Here is an 18352-nt window from a genome sequence, read left to right as displayed (position 1 = left end):
TCTTCTTAATTCTTCGCGACAGCGGGTTGCGCTGCCGTGGGCGCAGCCGGTTCACGCCAGCCGACGGCAAGGCCGTTGGCGTAACGCAGGTCGACGCTCGCAATGTTCGTAATCTGTTCTTTCAAGGTCTTTTCATAGATGGCAATAAAGCGGCGCATCTTTTCCACCAAGCGGTCGCGTCCCAGCAACAACTCGATGCCCGGGCCGGAACTGCCTGCCCCGGTCGTCAAAAACCAGCTGCCCCGTTCACGCAATTCCAGGCGTGCAATGGAGAAGCCCAGCGGCCGCAGCATCTGGCTCAAGGCCTGGTACTGCTGCATCACTTGCTGCTGCGCCCGCTGCGGCCCGAACAGCTGCGGCAGGTGCTCGTAGTTGGCCAGCTCACGCGGAGTGAACGCCTGGCCCTGGTTGTTCAACAGCGCTTCATCGCCCCAACGGGCCACGGGCAGTTGTTCTTCCAGGCGGATCGTCACCTGGTCCGGCCATACACGGCGGACTTCGGCATGGGCGATCCACGGCATCTGCTCCAACTCCCGGCGCATACCGGCCAGGTCGATGGTGAAGAAACTCGCCGCCAGGAACGGACCGATGCGCTGCTGTACCGCTTGCTGGCTGATGTAGCTCAAGTCGCCCTGTACGCTGATCTTGGTGATCGGTCGGTCGGCGTAAGGCAATAGACGCTGCGCGCCTTCGTAAGTGCCGAAGCCCAACACCACCAGCAACACCGGCCAGAACAGCGCCTTGAGGAAACCAAAGTTGGCTTTCGGCAGGCGCGCCGACATCGGCTCTTTAGCCACCATCCGGCTGGCACCCCGTGGCACCGGCTTGCGGCCGGGTACTTGTGGGGGCTGATGACGAAGCGATGCGCCTTTCATGTCTTAGCCTCGCTGCCTTTCTTCACCGGCAACGCTGGCCGCCAGGATCGCCAGCACCAACTGCTGAAAATCCAGACCGGCTGCGCGAGCGGCCATAGGGACCAGGCTGTGGTCGGTCATGCCCGGTGCGGTGTTGACTTCCAGGAACCAGAAATTCCCTTGGTCGTCCTGCATCACGTCTGCCCGCGCCCAACCGGCGATACCCAGCGCCTCACAGGCTTTCGCCGTGAGGTCCATCAGTTCCTGTTCTTTGCTTGCGTCAAGGCCACAGGGAATCCGGTACTGGGTATCGGAAGCCAGGTACTTGGCGTCGTAATCATAGAAAGTGTGGGGCGTGCCCAAGGCGATGGGCGGCAATACCTGGCCACGCAGGGTGGCGATGGTGTACTCGGGACCTTGGATCCACTGTTCCACCAACACTTGCGAATCGTAGGTACTTGCCGCTTTCCATGCGTCGATCAATTCGGCGGCCGAGTTCACTTTAGCCATGCCGATACTGGAGCCTTCATGGGCTGGTTTGACGATCAAAGGCAGGCCCAGTTCCTTGGCTGCAGAAATACAATCGTCTTCGCTGCACAACACGCGGTGACGCGGGGTTGGAATCCCCAGGCTGTGCCACACCTGCTTGGTGCGCAACTTGTCCATGGCCAGCGCCGACGCGAGGATGCCGCTGCCGGTGTAAGGAATCCCGGCGCACTCCAGCAGGCCTTGCATGCTGCCGTCTTCACCGCCACGGCCGTGCAGGATGATGAAGGCGCGGTCGATCTTCTCGGCCTGCAGCCGGGCGAGGAAGTCGTCGCCCACGTCGATACCGAACGCATTCACGCCCGCGCTCTGCAGCGCTTGGAGCACGGCATTGCCGGACTTGAGCGACACTTCGCGTTCAGCGCTCTTGCCGCCGAACAGTACCGCCACGCGGCCGAAGTCGGCGGGGGCGATGGTGGAGAACAGGGAGCCGTAGTGGGTGGTCATTTCGACTTCCCCTTTTCTGCGGCAAACGCTTCTTTTACGAACAAGGGGCTCGCCAGCAATTTAGGCGCAAGGCCACCGATGTCACCGGCACCCTGGCACAGCAGGATGTCGCCGGCACGCAGCAGCGGCTTGACGATCGGCGCCAGGTCCACACCGCGTTCGATGTAGATCGGGTCCAACTGGCCACGCTGACGGATGCTGTTGCACAGCTTGCGGCTGTCCGCCCCGGGGATCGGTTCTTCACCGGCCGGATAGACTTCCATCAGCAGCAGCACGTTGGCATCGGCCAGTACATTGACGAAATCGTCATACAGGTCGCGGGTGCGGCTGTAGCGGTGCGGCTGGTAGACCATCACCAGGCGACGCTCCGGCCAGCCACCACGCACGGCCTTGATCACGGCAGCGACTTCGGTCGGGTGGTGACCGTAGTCGTCCACCAGCATCACGTCACCACCTTCCACCGGCAGTTGCCCATAGACCTGGAAGCGCCGGCCCACGCCGGCAAAGCCCGACAGGCCATCGACAATGGCTTCATCGCTGACGCCTTCGTCGGAGGCAATGCAGATGGTCGCCAGGGAATTGAGTACGTTGTGGTTGCCCGGCATGTTCACCGACACGTCCAGCGGTTCGCGGTCCGGGCGCAGCACAGTGAAGAACGTCTGCATGCCTTGCTGGCGCACATTGATCGCACGCACGTCGGCGTCTTCGCTGAAGCCGTAGGTCAAGGTAGGACGCTTGACCAGCGGCAGGATTTCACGCACCACCGGGTCATCCAGGCACACTACCGCCAAACCGTAGAACGGCAGGTTATGCAGGAACTCGACGAAGGTTTTCTTCAACTTATTGAAGTCACCGTCGTAGGTCGCCATGTGGTCGGCGTCGATGTTGGTGACCACGGCCACCAGCGGTTGCAGGTGCAGGAAGCTGGCATCGCTTTCGTCAGCTTCGGCGATCAGGTAGCGGCTGGTGCCCAACTGGGCATTGGTGCCGGCTGCATTCAGGCGGCCACCGATCACAAAGGTCGGGTCCAGGCCACCAGCGGCGAACACCGAGGCGATCAGGCTGGTGGTAGTAGTCTTGCCGTGGGTGCCGGCGACGGCAATACCATGGCGGTAGCGCATCAGCTCGGCCAGCATTTCGGCGCGAGGCACCACCGGAATGCGACGCTCAAGGGCGGTGGCCACTTCCGGGTTGGAGGTATTCACAGCGCTGGACACCACCAGCACGTCGGCCTCGGTGGCGTTCTCGGCGTGGTGGCCGATAAAGATTTTCGCACCGAAGGACTTCAGGCGCTCGGTGACCGGCGACTCTTTCAAGTCGGAGCCGGACACCTGGTAGCCCAGGTTCAGCAACACTTCGGCAATACCGCACATGCCCACGCCGCCGATCCCGACGAAGTGGATACGACGGATACGGCGCATTTCCGGTTGCGGCATGGCTTTCTGATTCTCAACCATGGGCCACCTCCAGGCAGATATCGACTACGGTGCGGGTTGCGTCAGGTTTGGCCAGGCGGCGTGCGGTGCTCGCCATGCTGTTGAGTCGTTCCGGTTGCATCAAAACCTCGGTCAGGCGTGCGGCCAAATCGGCGGCGCCAGTCGTTCTTTGCGGCAGCAGGAAGGCAGCGCCCTCCCCGGCCAAATATTCGGCGTTGCGGGTCTGGTGATCGTCGATCGCGTGGGGCAAAGGCACCAGCAAGGACGGCAGACCGGCGGCGGCCAGTTCACTGACGGTCAGCGCACCAGCGCGACAGACCACCAGGTCGGCCCAGCCATAGGCTTGGGCCATGTCTTTGATGAAGGGCTGCACATCGGCCTCGACACCGGCCTCGCGATAACGCGTGGCAGTCACTTCATCGTGGTGCTTGCCGGCCTGGTGGAAGACCTCGGGGCGCAAGTCCACAGGCAGTTGCGCCAGCGCTTGCGGCAGCAATTTATTCAGCGGCTCGGCGCCCAGGCTTCCGCCCAGGATCAACAGGTGCGCCTTGCGCCCGGCCAAGGCTTCACGGGCGATGTCCATAAACAGTTCGGTGCGCACCGGGTTACCCGTGGTGCGGCGTTTGTCCGACGCGCCGAAGGTATTCGGGAACGCTTCGCAGACCCGCGCTGCCAGCGGCACCAGCAAGCGGTTGGCGGTGCCGGCGACAGCGTTCTGCTCATGCACGATCACCGGCACGCCAGCGAGTTTGGCCGCAACGCCGCCGGGGCCGGTCACATAACCGCCAAAACCGAGCACACACACCGGCTGCAATTCACGGATGACCTTGCGTGCCTGCCACATCGCCTTGAGCAACACGAACGGCGCCTTGAGCAGGGACAGCTTGCCCTTGCCGCGCAGACCGGTGACGTTGATCAGATGCAGCGGCAAGCCGGCATTCGGCACCAATTCATTTTCGATGCCGCGCGGCGTCCCCAACCAATGCACGGTGTAGCCACGGTTCTGGAATTCGCGCGCACAGGCCAGGGCCGGGAACACATGGCCCCCGGTGCCGCCCGCCATGATCAGCACGTTAGCGCCCATGGGTCGGCTCCTCGGCGAAGTCGCTTTCGCTGAACTCCATCTCTTCGCTGCCCAAGTGGGTGCGACTCTCCCACTCGATGCGCAGCAGCAAGCCGAGACAGGCGCAGCAGATCACCAACGAACTGCCGCCGTAACTGAGGAACGGCAAGGTCAGGCCCTTGGTCGGCAGCAGGCCGACGTTCACGCCGATATTGATCAGGAACTGGCCGATCCACAGGAACGACAAGCCATACGCCACATACGCAGCGAAATACTGTTTGGCCTTCTCGGCCCACAAGCCGATGTACATGCCGCGCACACACACGAACACGAACAGCGCGACGGTACACAGCGAGCCGACCACGCCCAGCTCTTCGGCGAGCACCGAGAACACGAAGTCAGTGTGCGCTTCCGGCAGGTAGAATTGTTTCTGCACGCTGTTACCCAAGCCCACGCCCAGCCACTCGCCGCGACCAAAGGCGATCAGCGCCTGGGTCAACTGGTAGCCGGAGCCGAACTGGTCGGACCACGGGTCGGTAAAGGTGATCAGACGGGCCATCCGGTAGGGTTGCGCCTGCACCAGCACGGTCACGGCGGCTACCGCCAGCACCACCATCAAGGTGAAGCGGAACAGCCCGACCCCGCCGAGAAACAGCATCGCTGCAGCGGCGCCCATCATCACGACGGTGGCCCCGAAGTCGGGTTCCATCAGCAACAGGCCAGCCATGGGCAGCAGCACGATGAACGGCTTGAAGAAGCCCATCCAGCTCTCGCGCACTTCCTTCTGACGACGTACCAGGTAGCCGGCGAGGTAGATCACCACGAACACCTTGGCGATTTCCGACGGCTGCACGTTGAACGCACCGAAGCCGATCCAGCGCATCGAACCGTTCACCTCGCGGCCGATGCCGGGCAGGATCACCATGATCAGCAAGCCAAACGCACCGATCAGCATCAGCCAACCCAGGCGCTGCCAGGTGGCGATGGGGATCATCATGGTGACGATGCACGCGCCGAGGCCGATCACCAGGTACACCAGGTGACGGATCATCATGTACAGGGTGTTGCCCGACTGCACGGCCGCCACTTCGGAGGACGCCGACGTAATCATCACCAGCCCCAGGCCCAGCAACGCCAGGCAACCGGCGAGCATCGGGAAGTCGAGGTCGATACCGCGCCCGGTAATGATCGGCGACGGGTACGGCTTGATGATGTTACGGAAGTTGAGATTCATGCCAAGGCCTCCACGGCGCGGGCGAACAGCTGGCCGCGCTCTTCGTAGTTCTTGAACATGTCGAAACTGGCGCACGCCGGCGACAGCAGCACCGCATCACCCGGCTGGGCCAAGGCTTTGCACTGGGCAATCGCATCGTCGAGGGAGCTGGCGCGCACTTGCAGCACCGCATCACCGAGGGCGGCAGCGATCAGGTCGGCATCGCGGCCCATCAGCACCACGGCGCGGCAATGGGCGGCCACCGGTCCCTTGAGGTCCTTGAAGTCGGCGCCTTTGCCGTCGCCACCGGCGATCAGCAGCAGCTTGCCATCGATATCGGCACCCAGGCCTTCGATGGCGGCCAATGCGGCACCGACGTTGGTGGCCTTGGAGTCGTTGTAATAGCTGACGCCATTCAAGTCGCGGACCCACTGGCAGCGATGCTCAAGGCCGCCGAAGGTGCGCAGGCTCGCGAGCATGGCGTCGAACGGCAAGCCAACGGCATGCCCCAGCGCCAGGGCCGCCAGGGCATTGGATTGGTTGTGCGCGCCACGGATTTTCAGCTCGCGCACCGGCATCAGGTTCTGGAATTCGAAGGCCAGGTATTTCTCGCCGTTCTCTTCACGAATGCCGAAAGCCTTGAAGTCGGGTTTGCCCAGGCCAAAGGTCCAGCACGGCAGGCCCTCGCCCATCAACGGACGGCTCAAGGCGTCCTGGCGGTTGACCACCACTTGTTTGGCGCCGCGGAAAATCCGGTGCTTGGCCAGGTGATAGGCCGGCAGGCCGCTGTAGCGGTCCATGTGGTCTTCGCTGACGTTCAATACGGTGGCCACTTCAGCGCCCAGGTCGTGGGTGGTTTCCAGCTGGAAGCTCGACAGTTCCATCACGTACAGCTCGACGTCGTCGCTGAGCAGGTCCAGCGCCGGGGTGCCGAGGTTGCCGCCCACGGCCACGCGCTTGCCGGCCGCAGCCGCCATCTCGCCAACCAGGGTGGTCACGGTGCTTTTCGCGTTGGAACCGCTGATCGCGATGATCGGCGCCTTCGCGTTGCGCGCGAACAGGTCGATATCGCCGGACAGCTTCACGCCACGCGCCGCTGCGGCTTGCAGGGCCGGTGTCGCCAGGGCCAGGCCGGGGCTCACGTAAAGCTCGTCGGCACGACACAGAAACTCGACATCCAACTCGCCACAACGCACTTCCACGTGCGGGTAGTCACGGCGCAGCGTGACCAGCTCCGGTGGATTTTCCCGCGTATCGGCGACGGCAAACGACGTGCCCCGGTTCGCCAGGAAGCGAACCAGGGACATGCCGCTCTTGCCGAGGCCGACAACGATGCGGAAGTGGTCTGAAGCGATCAGGGACACTCGTTTCTACCTCAGTTTCAGGGTGGCAAGGCCGACCAGTACGAGAATCACGGTGATGATCCAGAATCGGACGATCACACGCGGCTCAGGCCAGCCCTTGAGTTCAAAGTGGTGGTGGATCGGCGCCATGCGGAACACGCGGCGCCCGGTCAATTTGAAGGACGCCACCTGGATGACCACCGACAGGGTTTCCATCACGAACACACCGCCCATGATGAACAGCACGATTTCCTGGCGAACGATCACCGCGATGGTGCCCAGGGCCGCGCCCAGCGCCAGTGCGCCGACATCGCCCATGAACACTTGTGCGGGATAGGTGTTGAACCACAGGAAGCCCAGGCCGGCACCGATCAGCGCGCCGCAGAACACGATCAGTTCACCGGCGCCCGGCACATACGGGATCAACAGGTATTCAGCGAATTTCACGTTACCCGACAGGTAGCAGAAGATGCCGAGCGCACCGCCCACCATCACCGTCGGCATGATCGCCAGGCCGTCGAGGCCGTCGGTCAGGTTCACCGCGTTGCTGGAGCCGACGATGACGAAGTAGGTCAGCACCACGAAGCCGATGCCCAGCGGAATGCTCGCATCCTTGAGCATCGGGATGATCAAGGTAGTCTCGACGGCGCTTGGAGCCGTCGTGTAGAGGAAAATCGCGGCGGCCAGGCCGAAGACCGACTGCCAGAAATACTTCCAGCGGCTTGGCAGCCCCTTGGAGTTTTTCTCGATCACTTTGCGATAGTCATCGACCCAGCCGATGGCGCCGAACAACAAGGTCACCGCCAGCACTACCCAGACGTAGCGGTTGTGCAGGTCGGCCCAGAGCAAGGTGCTGATACCGATGGACGACAGAATCAGCGCGCCGCCCATGGTCGGGGTACCGGATTTGGACAGGTGCGACTGCGGGCCGTCATTGCGAACCGATTGACCAATTTGCAGGTTCTGCAGGGTGCGGATCATCCACGGCCCCAGGAACAGCGACAGAGACAGCGCGGTCAGCACGCCCAGAATCCCGCGCAGGGTCAGGTACTGAAAGACCGCGAAGCCTTTGTGGAACTGTTGCAGATACTCAGCCAGCAGCAGCAGCATTAATGTTTCTCCGTACTTGAGCCACACAAGGCCACGACGACGTTTTCCATCACCGCGCTGCGCGATCCCTTGATCAAAATGGTTGTGTGTTTATCTTGTTCGCCCGCACGCAGCGCCTGGATCAGCTCGGCCTGGGTGGCGAAATGCCGCGCACCGGGGCCGAAGGCATCGACGGCATGGGCCATGTTCGGGCCGACGGCGTAGAGCGCGTCGACTTTGCCGCTGGCGTAAGCGCCGACTTCCCGATGGGACTGTTCGGCCCAATCGCCCAGTTCGGCGATATCGCCCAGCACCAGTACCTTGCGCCCGTCAAAGCCCTTGAGCAGATCAATGGCGGCGCAGACCGAGGACTGGTTGGCGTTGTACGTGTCGTCAATCACACGCATGCCGTTGCTGGCCAATTGCGCGACGGTACGGCCTTTGACCGGTTGCACCGCGCCCAGGCCGGTGGCGATACCGAACAGCGACACGCCCAGGGCGTAAGCCGCAGCCGCAGCCGCCAAGGCGTTGGCGACGTTATGGTTGCCCAGCAGATTCAACTGCACGCGCTCTTCGCCTTGCGGCGAATGCAAGGTAAAGGACGGGCAACCACGGGCGTCGAGCGTGATGTTCGACGCATGGAAATCGGCCGCTGCATTCAGCACGGCGAACGTCAGCACCTTGCGACCGGCGGCGCGTACACGCCAGGTCTCGAAGGCCTTGTCGTCAAGATTCAAAACAGCAGTGCCCGAGGCATCGAGGCCTTCGAGGATTTCGCCCTTGGCTTCGACGATTTTTTCCGGGCCGCCGAACTCGCCGACGTGGGCGGTGCCGGCGTTGTTGATAATGGCCACGTGAGGCTTGGTCAGCGCCACGGTGTAGGCGATTTCGCCGACACGCGAAGCACCCAACTCGATCACGGCCGCCGTGTGTTCCGGGGCCAGTTCGAGCAGGGTCAGCGGTGCGCCGAAATCGTTGTTCAGGTTGCCACGGGTGGCCAGCACCGGCCCGCGCGTGCGCAGGACACCGGCGAGCAGTTCCTTGACCGTGGTCTTGCCGCTGGAGCCGGTAATGGCTGCCACGGGCTTATCGAAGGCAGCACGGTTCAGCGCGCCAAGTTGGCCCAGGGCCAGGCGTGTATCGGTCACCAGCAATTGCGGCAAGGTCGAATCTGCCACTTCGCGCTGCACCAGGGCACCAACCGCGCCTTTGGCGGCAACGTCATTCAGGTAGTCATGGCCGTCGAAACGCGGACCGGCCAGGGCGACAAACAGTTGGCCTGGCTTGATCGCGCGGCTGTCGATACTGACGCCATTGAAACTGCAATCACCCGACAGCATGCGCGCCGAGAGGGCCTGGGTCAGTTCGCTGAATTTCATCGCTTTAAGCATGGGCGACCTCCCAGGCAGTCAAGGCATGATCGGCCTCGACCAAGTCGGAGAAAGCGTGGCGTTCGCCGTTGATTTCCTGGTAATCCTCGTGACCTTTACCGGCCAGTACCACGACATCGTCGGCACTGGCGCTGGCGATCAATTGGGCAATAGCCGCGCCGCGACCGGCAACGAAGCTGGCCTTGGATGCGTCTTTAAAGCCGACGCGGATGTCGTCGAAAATCTGGCTTGGATCTTCGCTGCGCGGGTTGTCGTCGGTGACGAGCACGCCATCGGCCAGGCGCTCGACAATCTCGGCCATCAACGGACGCTTGCCGCGATCGCGATCACCGCCACAGCCAAACAGGCACAGCAACTTGCCTTTGGCATGCGGGCGCAGGGCCAGCAGGACTTTTTCCAGTGCGTCCGGCGTGTGGGCATAATCGACCACCACCAGCGGCTGCGAACCGCCACCCAAACGCTGCATGCGTCCGGCCGGGCCTTCCAGCTTCGGCAGCACCTGCAGGATTTCATCGAGGGCATAGTCCAGGCCGAGCAAGGCACCGATGGCGGCAAGCACGTTGCTCAGGTTGAAACGGCCGAGCAGGGTGCTGCGCAAATGGTGCTCGCCCTGCGGCGTCACCAACGTGGCGCGCACGCCCTCGTCGTTGAATTGGGCTTCGCGGCAATACAGGTAGGCGCGGGGGTCTTCCAGGCTGTAGCTGATCAGGCGCGCTTCGCTGTCCTGGGCAGCTAGCTCGCGGCCGAACGCGTCATCCAGATTCACCACGCGGCATTTCAGATCATTCCAGGCAAACAGCTTGGCCTTCTCGGCGCCGTAGGCCTCCATGGTGCCGTGGTAGTCCAGGTGATCGCGGGACAGGTTGGTCATCACCGCCACATCGAAAGCCAGCGCGGCAACGCGGCCCTGGTGCAAACCGTGGGACGACACTTCCATGGCAACCGCCTTGGCACCGGCCTTTTTCAGGTCGGCCAGGGTCGCTTGCACGGCGATCGGGTTCGGCGTGGTGTGCAGGCCGCTTTGCAGCGAGCCATAGAAACCGGTGCCCAGGGTGCCGACAATGCCGCAGTGCTGACCCAGCAGGTCAAGGGCCTGGGCGACCAGTTGGGTCACGCTGGTCTTGCCGTTGGTGCCGGTCACGCCAATCAGGTTCAGGTGGCGGCTCGGATCGCCGTAGAAACGCCCGGCGATGTCCGACAGTTGCGCGGCCAGGCCTTTGACGGGAATCAACGGCACGTCGGTGATCGGCAGCACGGTGGCGCCGTCCACTTCATAAGCCACGGCTGCGGCGCCGCGTTGCAGGGCATCGGAGATATGTGCCCGACCATCGTATTTGCCGCCAGGCACCGCCAGGAACAGGTCCCCGGCGCGTACATTACGACTGTCCAGGCTCAGCTCGCGGATCAGCAGATCGCGACCGGCATGGGCAAAAATCTTGTTCAGGCTAAGAGACATCAGCCGCGCCCTCCATTGGCTTTTACCGCGGCGGCCGGCGGTCCGGCGTTCGCTTGTTGGGTCGGCGGCAGGTTGTCCGGCGTGACGTTCATCAGGCGCAGGGTGCCGGACATCACTTTGCTGAACACCGGCGCCGACACCAGGCCACCGAAGTAGCCTGCTTTACTGGGCTCATCAATCACGACGACGATCGCGTAGCGCGGGTCGCTCATCGGACCGAAGCCGGCGAACAGCGAGCGATAGGAGTTCTCGGCATAGCCTTTGGTGCCGACCGAGGTCTTACGCGCAGTACCCGACTTGCCAGCCACGTGATACGCCGGCACCTGGGCACGGAATACGCCGCGCGGTGCTTCGATCACTTGTTGCAGCATACCTTGCATGGTCTTGGCGACGTTTTCCGGAATCACCTGGGTCGCTTTCGGCGCTTCGTCGACGTGGATCAGGCTCAAAGGAACCATTCGACCGTTGTTGGCCAATACAGAGAAAGCGTGAGCCAGTTGGATCGCGGTCACCGACAGGCCATAGCCATAGGAGAGCGTGGCGGTCTCGGCCTTTTTCCAGTCGCGATAGTTAGGCAGGTTGCCCACACGCTCACCCGGAAAGTCCAGGCCGGTGGGTTGGCCCAGGCCGATCTTTTGCGCCAGGTGGTAGATGGTTTCGCCGCCGATATCGAAGGCAACCTTACTCATGCCCACGTTACTGGAGTTGATCAGGATACCTGTCAGATCCAGCACCGGACCTTCGGTACGGGACACGTCACGAATGGTGTATTTGCCCAGCTGCAGGGTGCCAGGGTAGACCTCGACCTTGTCGCTGGGCTTCCAGCGCCCGGTTTCCAGGGCGGCACTCATGGAGATGGCTTTCATGGTCGAACCCGGTTCGAACACGTCGATCATCGCGCGGTTGCGCATCATCGCCGGTTGCAGGTTGCGACGGTTGTTCGGGTTATAGGTCGGCTGGTTGACCATGGCGAGAATCTCGCCGGTCTTCACGTCCATGATCACCAGGCTGCCAGCCTTGGCGCCGTTCTCGATGATCGCGTTACGCAGCTCGCGGTTGGCCAGGTATTGCAGGCGCAGGTCAATCGACAACGCCAAGGGCTTTCCGGCCTTGGCGTTTTTGGTGACTTGGACGTCTTTGATCAGTCTGCCGCGTCGATCCTTGATGACCTGTCGCTTGCCGGGCACGCCGGCCAGCCATTCATCGTAGGCCAGCTCGACGCCTTCGCGGCCATGGTCATCGATGTCGGTAAAGCCAACCATGTGCGCGGTGGTTTCACCGGCCGGATAGAAGCGGCGGAACTCCTCGATGCCGTAGACACCCGGGACTTTTAGGTCGAGCACTTGCTGGCCTTGTTCGGGGGTGAGGCCGCGAACCAGGTAGATGAATTCTTTATTGGCCTGAGCTTCCAGGCGCTCGGCCAAGGCTTTCGGGTCCTGACCCAACGCGGCAGCCAGTTGTGGCCACTTGTCCTTGGCCACCTGCAATTCCTTGGCGTTGGCCCACAGCGTGGTCACCGGTGTGCTGACGGCCAGGGGCTCACCGTTACGGTCGGTGATCAGGCCGCGGTGTGCAGGAATCGGAATATGTCGCAGGCTACGGGCATCGCCCTGGCCGATCAGGAAGTCGCGGTCGACTACCTGCAGATCGACGATCCGCCAGGCGATTGCGCCGACCATCAAGGCCAGCAAGCCGAGCATCAGGCGGAAGCGCCACGGGTAAAGTGCGCCTTCGAGTTTCATCATGGCGCCACCATTCGAACTTCGGCCGCGCTCGGGATGTGCATCTTCAGCTGTTCGGTGGCCAGTATTTCGATGCGGCTGTGGGCGGTCCAGGTGCTTTGCTCGAGGATCAACCGGCCCCACTCTGCCTGCGCTTTATCGCGCACGCTCAATTCCCCGTACAGGGTATTGAGCAGTTGGCGGTTGTAATGGGCGCTGTAGGACACCGCGATCGCGGACACCAACACGCCGATAAACAGCAGCAACATAAAGAAGCTACCGCCCGGGAGGGGCTTGGCGAAAAGCCTGCTCACCGCAACTTCTCCGCGACGCGCATGACGGCGCTACGGGAACGTGGGTTGGCCTTGAGTTCAGCTTCGGAAGCGAACTGCGGTTTGCCATGGACTTTGATTTTCGGCACGAAGGCTTCGAAACGTACCGGCAGGTTACGCGGCAGGTTGTCGGACTCACCCTTGACCAGGCGACGCATGAACAGCTTGACGATGCGATCTTCCAGGGAGTGGAAGCTGATCACCACCAGGCGCCCCCCCACTTCCAAGGCTTCCAGCGCGGCGTCGAGGCCTGCTTCCAGATCGCCCAATTCGTTGTTGACGTGAATGCGCAGGCCCTGGAACGCACGGGTGGCGGGGTTCTTACCCTTTTCCCAGGCAGGGTTGGCGACTTTCAGCACTTCGGCCAGGTCGGCGGTGCGCTCGAACGGCTGGATTTCCCGGCGCTCGACCACGGCACGCGCCATGCGGCCGGCGAAGCGCTCTTCACCGTATTCCTTGAACACACGGGCGATTTCTTCCACCGGTGCGGTAGCGATGAACTGCGCAGCACTGATACCACGGGTGGGGTCCATGCGCATATCGAGCGGGCCGTCGTTCATGAAACTGAAACCGCGCTCCGGGTCATCGAGCTGTGGCGAAGACACGCCCAGGTCGAGCAAAACCCCGGCCACCTTGCCTGCCATGCCGCGTTCGGCGACTTCGGCACCCAGCTCGGCAAAGCTGCGTTGTACAACGACAAAGCGGCCGTCTTCGGCCGCTAGCGCTTGCCCGGTGGCAATCGCTTGGGGGTCTTTGTCGAACCCGAGGAGTTTACCGTCGGACCCGAGCTGGCTGAGTATCAACCGACTGTGCCCGCCCCTGCCGAAGGTGCCATCCAAATAGCAGCCATCCGCGCGTACGGCGAGAGCCTCAACGGCTTCGTCAAGCAGTACGGTGATGTGGTTAAAGCCGCTATCAATAGTCACAGGATCAAATCACGCAGTTCATCAGGCATGGCGCCCGGTTGTTGAATAGCAGCCAGGTCAGCTGCAGAAACAGCATCCCAGGCATCTTCGTCCCACAATTGGAACTTGTTCAGTTGGCCCACCAGCATTGCGCGCTTGTCGAGTTTGGCGTACTCGCGCAGACGCGGTGGCACCAGGAAACGACCGCTGCCATCGAGCTCGAGGTCGACGGCATTACCAATCAGCAAACGCTGCAGACGGCGGTTTTCTTCACGCAATGAAGGCAGGGCGCGCAGCTTGGTTTCAATCAACTCCCACTCATCGAGGGGGTAAACACACAAACAAGGGTCAACGGCATCGATCGTGATGATCAACTGTCCGGAACTTCGCGAAATGAGCTCGTCACGATACCGGCTCGGCATAGCGAGACGGCCTTTTGCATCGAGACTGATAGCGTTGGCTCCGCGAAACACAGATGCGTTTCTCCCAATTTTAGCGTTTTACGTTCAAAAAACCCACTTTGTGCCACTTTCCGCCACTTGCGCACACTATAGGAATGCGCCCACCACACCGTCAAGGCGCGGATTCAAGGAAAAGCCTTACAGAACGGAGATTTAGGAGCGTAAAAGGAGGAGAAACCAGAGTTCGGCGGTATTTTTGGCTCAATAAGCACTAATAGCTCAAAGAGCTATGGCTCAAAGTTAAAGTAATTTATTAAGAGTAAGATTTTTTTGGTATTACGAAGATGCATCTGCCAATCATTTGGCAGGGAGGGATTCTTGCGTTACTACCGGGTTTCTGTCCGAGATTCGGACAGAAGGAAAAAAGGTGGAGAGTCGATCTATAAGCCGGGTTCTGTCTTGAACAGTCATTCGTCTACGATGGCCATCACTGGACATCTTTAGCAACCTACCCGGTCCCAGCGCGGGCCACGCCTTGGGACCCTATTTGGTCTTGCTCCAAGTGGGGTTTACCTAGCCACGAACTGTTGCCAGACGTGCGGTGCGCTCTTACCGCACCTTTTCACCCTTACCGGCACCGAAGTGCTTAGGCGGTTATTTTCTGTGGCACTTTCCGTAGGCTCACGCCTCCCAGGCATTACCTGGCACTTCGCCCTATGGAGCCCGGACTTTCCTCCCCCCCCTAATTTTCATAGAAGGCAGCGACTGTCCAATCGACTCTCCGCCGCGAAGGTTAACGGCACGACGGGCTTAGGACAAGTATTAAAAGTGCAGCAATGCCATCACGTCCAGACGGAATACCGGTTTAACCCCGGAACTATTCGGCTTTCTGTTTATCCAGTGCGGCCTGATACAACACATTCTTGCGCACCCCGGTAATTTCCGCCGCCAGCGCTGCCGCTCGCTTAAGGGGCATCTCCTTGAGCAGCAGATCCAGAACACGCATGGCTTCGCCACCGACGGCGTCTTCATTTTCCGGCGCCGTCCAACCCGCCACCAGCACCACGCACTCGCCACGCTGTTGATTGCTGTCACCTTCGACAAACGCGCGCAGCGCTTCCAGCGGCAACCCCTTGAGTGTCTCGAAGGTCTTGGTCAGCTCGCGGGCCAGCAGCGCCAGGCGTTCGCCACCGAACACCAGCTCCATGTCCTGCAGGCATTCGAGGATACGATGCGGGGCTTCATAGAAGATCAGCGTGCGCGGCTCTTCTTTAAGTGCCTGAAGACGTGCGCGACGCCCCACCGCCTTGGCCGGCAGGAAACCCTCGAAGATAAAACGATCCGATGGCAACCCCGCCGCCGATAACGCCGCAATCAACGCGCATGCGCCCGGAACAGGCACTACATTGATTCCCGCGGCACGCGCCTGGCGCACCAGGTGGTAACCGGGGTCGGAAATCAGCGGGGTGCCAGCATCGGAGATCAGCGCCACATCGTCACCGGCCAGCAGGCGCGTGATAAAACGGCTGCCTTCTTCGCGCTCGTTATGCTCGTGGCAGGCGGCTAATGGCGTGCTGATCCCAAAATGCTGCATCAAACGCTGGGAGTGCCGAGTGTCTTCCGCCGCGATCAATTTAACGTCGCGCAACACTTTAAGCGCCCGGGCACTGATGTCGTCCAGGTTGCCAATGGGCGTCGCCACGACAAAAAGCGAGCCTGCAGTGGAATTCAAAGGACCTGGAGCAGTCAAAACGCACACCTCGATGGTTGGCAAAAGCCGCATTGTAGCGCGTAGGCGCCCTGGAAATATGCCATCGAGATGGATGCCGTTTCAGCCGTCGGTCGGCCGTAGCCACCCAAACGCAACATTTGCACCATCTAAATTGACGGTTTCACGCCAGTAACATCGCGCCTGGGCCAGTGCTTGGGTACAATTCCACGCTAATTTGATCGGTATCAGGAACATTTACATGATCCCTTGTCTGCGGCTGCTCTCCGCCCTCTGCCTCGCTGCCTTGCTGGGCGCCTGCGCCAGCTCGCCCTCGTCCAGCCTTGGCGACCTGCCACGGACCCCGGACGCCAGTATCGAACAACTGCTCGAACAGGCGACCACCGCCAACACCCCCGAAAAAGCTGCACTGCTGCGCTTGAGTGCGGCGGACATGGCCTACCACCAGAACAACGCTGGCCGCTCGTCGCAGATTCTTGCGCAGGTGCCACTGGATGCTCTCAAGCCCGCCGCGCAGATATTCGCCAGCACCCTGGCCGCCGAACTGGCCATGGCGCGCAACCAGCCCAAGGCCGCGCTGACGGCGTTGAACCACCCCAGCCTGCAAAACCTGAAGGAGCTGCCGGCCGAACAGCAGGTTCGCACCGGCACCGTACATGCGCGCGCTTATGAAGCCGACGGCCAGACCCTGGCCGCCGCTCGCGAGCGTGTGGCCATGGCGCCACTGCTGACCGGCGACGCCGCGAAGAGCAACCATGAAGCCATCTGGGCGTTGATTGCCGCGCTGCCGGCCGAACAGCTGCAAGCCAGCGGCAACCCAACGCTCGACGGCTGGATCACCTTGGCCCAGGCGGTCAAGGGCGCCGGCACACTGGAGCAACAGCAAGCCGCCATCGACACGTGGCGTGCGCAGAATCCAGGTCACCCGGCTGCCGTGCAACTGCCGGCGCCGTTGACCAAGCTCAAGGAGCTGGCGAGCCAGCCGCTGAACAAGATCGCCCTGCTGCTGCCGCAGGAAGGCCCACTGGCCGCCGTTGCCAAAGCGCTACGCGAAGGCTTCATGGCCGCGCACTACCAGGCTGAACAAGCCGGGCAGAAGCCGCCGGTCATCGAGTTCTATGACAGCTCGCGCCTGACGTCCCTCGACGACTTCTACGCCAAGGCCAAGGCCGCCGGCGTGCAATTGGTCGTCGGCCCGCTGGAAAAACCGCTGGTCAAACAGCTCAGCGCGCGCCCGCAATTGCCGATTACCACCCTGGCATTGAACTACAGCGAGGCCGATCAAAACCCGGCGCAACTGTTCCAGTTCGGCCTGGCAGCTGAAGACGAAGCTCGCGAAGTCTCGCGCCGCGCCCGTGCCGACGGCCTGCACCGCGCGGCCGCGATGGTGCCCCGTGGCGAATGGGGTGAGCGTGTCTACAAGGCCTTCCGTCAGGACTGGGAAGCCAACGGCGGCACCGTTGTCGGCGTCGAGTACGTCGACCAACCGGTCGCCCTCGCCCAGCAGATCGCCGATCTGTTTCAACTGCGCAAAAGCGAAGGCCGTGCCAAGAGCCTGCAAAGCGCCGTCGGCACCGACGTCGCCGCACAGCCTTCGCGTCGCCAGGACATCGAGTTCATCTTCCTGGCCGTCACCCCGCAACTGGCCCAGCAGATCAAGCCGACCCTGAACTTCCAGTACGCCGGCGACGTGCCGGTGTATGCAACCTCCCACGTGTTCAGCGCCAGCGGCGACAAGAACCAGTACCTGGACATGACCAACGTCATGTTCTGCGAAACCCCTTGGCTGCTCAACACCACCGACCCGCTGCGCAACCAGGTTGCCGCACAATGGCCACAAGCCAATGGCAGCCTTGGCCGCCTGTACGCGATGGGCGTCGATGCCTACCGCCTGGCGCCACGCGTGGGCCAACTCAAGGCATTGCCGGACACACGCATTGACGGCCTCTCGGGCAGCCTGGGCATCAGCGCCAACCAGCGCGTTGACCGCCAGATGCCGTGGGCGAAGTTCGTCAGCGGCGAGGTCCAGCGTCTGCCCGATACCCCACGCTGATGCCCGAGAGGTCCAGCGCACAAAGCGGCAAGGATGCCGAACTCCAAGCACTTGAGTACCTTCGACAACAGGGTCTGCGCCTTCTGGCGCAGAACTGGTTGTGTAACCGCGGCGAGCTTGATCTGGTCATGCTTGACGGCGATACAGTAGTATTCGTCGAAGTCCGCTACAGAAAACACGCACAATGGGGTGGCGCGCTCGCCAGTATCGACGGGCGCAAGCGTCAGAAGCTGATACTCGCCGCGCAGTTTTTCCTGCTCAAGGAGCATCGCTGGGCCGATTCCCCCTGCCGTTTCGATGTGGTTGCCATTGAAAGCACACCGTCTGGCAAAGCTGATTTGAACTGGCTCAAAGATGCCTTCGACAGCTGATT

Annotated in this window: 16 protein-coding genes and 1 other RNA gene; 2 read left to right on the top strand and 15 right to left on the bottom strand. The window is 61.9% G+C overall.

The features are described 5' to 3' along the window. Positions 1-5: 5 nt before the first annotated feature. From J2Y83_RS04320 to rsmI, 15 genes are all read right to left on the bottom strand, one after another. Positions 6-875 carry a cell division protein FtsQ/DivIB gene (locus tag J2Y83_RS04320; protein ID WP_253393455.1) on the bottom strand — a complete coding sequence of 290 codons (870 nt, stop codon included), beginning with the start codon at positions 873-875 and terminating at the stop codon, positions 6-8. A 3-nt stretch (positions 876-878) separates the two neighbouring features. Beyond that, positions 879-1847, bottom strand: coding sequence for a D-alanine--D-alanine ligase (locus J2Y83_RS04315; RefSeq protein ID WP_253393454.1), 969 nt, complete (start codon positions 1845-1847; stop codon positions 879-881). After that, positions 1844-3304, bottom strand: a complete 1461-nt coding sequence (murC, locus tag J2Y83_RS04310; protein WP_253393453.1) for a UDP-N-acetylmuramate--L-alanine ligase — start codon at positions 3302-3304, stop codon at positions 1844-1846. The genes J2Y83_RS04315 and murC overlap by 4 nt, the downstream gene beginning before the upstream one ends. Further along, positions 3297-4367, bottom strand: a complete 1071-nt coding sequence (gene murG, locus J2Y83_RS04305) for an undecaprenyldiphospho-muramoylpentapeptide beta-N-acetylglucosaminyltransferase (RefSeq protein ID WP_253393452.1) — start codon at positions 4365-4367, stop codon at positions 3297-3299. The genes murC and murG overlap by 8 nt, the downstream gene beginning before the upstream one ends. Next, positions 4357-5580, bottom strand: coding sequence for a putative lipid II flippase FtsW (ftsW, locus tag J2Y83_RS04300; protein ID WP_057004267.1), 1224 nt, complete (start codon positions 5578-5580; stop codon positions 4357-4359). Before ftsW ends, murG begins: the two co-directional genes overlap by 11 nt. After that, entirely contained in the window at positions 5577-6923 is a 1347-nt protein-coding gene (gene murD / locus J2Y83_RS04295; protein WP_253393451.1) for a UDP-N-acetylmuramoyl-L-alanine--D-glutamate ligase, read from the bottom strand. Before murD ends, ftsW begins: the two co-directional genes overlap by 4 nt. A gap of 6 nt (positions 6924-6929) precedes the next feature. Further along, positions 6930-8012, bottom strand: a complete 1083-nt coding sequence (mraY, locus tag J2Y83_RS04290) for a phospho-N-acetylmuramoyl-pentapeptide-transferase (protein WP_247403613.1) — start codon at positions 8010-8012, stop codon at positions 6930-6932. Continuing rightward, positions 8012-9382, bottom strand: a complete 1371-nt coding sequence (locus J2Y83_RS04285; RefSeq protein WP_253393450.1) for a UDP-N-acetylmuramoyl-tripeptide--D-alanyl-D-alanine ligase — start codon at positions 9380-9382, stop codon at positions 8012-8014. Before J2Y83_RS04285 ends, mraY begins: the two co-directional genes overlap by 1 nt. Next, positions 9375-10838 (bottom strand): UDP-N-acetylmuramoyl-L-alanyl-D-glutamate--2,6-diaminopimelate ligase, encoded by a 1464-nt coding sequence (locus J2Y83_RS04280; protein ID WP_247403610.1) that lies wholly within the window; start codon positions 10836-10838, stop codon positions 9375-9377. Before J2Y83_RS04280 ends, J2Y83_RS04285 begins: the two co-directional genes overlap by 8 nt. Then, complete coding sequence (locus tag J2Y83_RS04275; protein WP_253400342.1) at positions 10838-12580, bottom strand: peptidoglycan D,D-transpeptidase FtsI family protein; 1743 nt, start codon at positions 12578-12580, stop codon at positions 10838-10840. Before J2Y83_RS04275 ends, J2Y83_RS04280 begins: the two co-directional genes overlap by 1 nt. Beyond that, positions 12580-12873 (bottom strand): cell division protein FtsL, encoded by a 294-nt coding sequence (ftsL, locus tag J2Y83_RS04270; protein ID WP_247403609.1) that lies wholly within the window; start codon positions 12871-12873, stop codon positions 12580-12582. Before ftsL ends, J2Y83_RS04275 begins: the two co-directional genes overlap by 1 nt. Next, on the bottom strand, positions 12870-13817 hold the full coding sequence (gene rsmH / locus J2Y83_RS04265; protein WP_373423731.1) for a 16S rRNA (cytosine(1402)-N(4))-methyltransferase RsmH: 948 nt from the start codon (positions 13815-13817) through the stop codon (positions 12870-12872). The genes ftsL and rsmH overlap by 4 nt, the downstream gene beginning before the upstream one ends. Beyond that, positions 13814-14269, bottom strand: a complete 456-nt coding sequence (gene mraZ, locus J2Y83_RS04260; protein WP_003171868.1) for a division/cell wall cluster transcriptional repressor MraZ — start codon at positions 14267-14269, stop codon at positions 13814-13816. Before mraZ ends, rsmH begins: the two co-directional genes overlap by 4 nt. 355 nt (positions 14270-14624) lie before the next feature. Continuing rightward, positions 14625-14978: RNase P RNA component class A (gene rnpB / locus J2Y83_RS04255), an RNA gene on the bottom strand. Positions 14979-15074: 96 nt separating this feature from the next. After that, positions 15075-15980: a 16S rRNA (cytidine(1402)-2'-O)-methyltransferase gene (gene rsmI, locus J2Y83_RS04250; protein WP_253393449.1), complete on the bottom strand. Its 906-nt coding sequence runs from the start codon at positions 15978-15980 to the stop codon at positions 15075-15077. Between the two features lie 187 nt (positions 15981-16167). Here rsmI and J2Y83_RS04245 point away from each other — a divergent pair, with 187 nt between their 5' ends. Both J2Y83_RS04245 and J2Y83_RS04240 read left to right on the top strand, forming a co-directional pair. After that, positions 16168-17979, top strand: a complete 1812-nt coding sequence (locus tag J2Y83_RS04245) for a penicillin-binding protein activator (RefSeq protein WP_253393448.1) — start codon at positions 16168-16170, stop codon at positions 17977-17979. After that, the gene (locus J2Y83_RS04240; RefSeq protein WP_247406349.1) at positions 17979-18350 is read left to right on the top strand and encodes a YraN family protein; all 372 of its coding nucleotides are present in this window, start codon (positions 17979-17981) and stop codon (positions 18348-18350) included. Before J2Y83_RS04245 ends, J2Y83_RS04240 begins: the two co-directional genes overlap by 1 nt. Positions 18351-18352: the final 2 nt, after the last annotated feature.

The sequence above is a fragment of the Pseudomonas marginalis genome (genome assembly GCF_024169655.1).
GTDB lineage: Bacteria > Pseudomonadota > Gammaproteobacteria > Pseudomonadales > Pseudomonadaceae > Aquipseudomonas > Aquipseudomonas paraveronii.
This window is presented reverse-complemented; position numbering and strand designations above follow the sequence as displayed.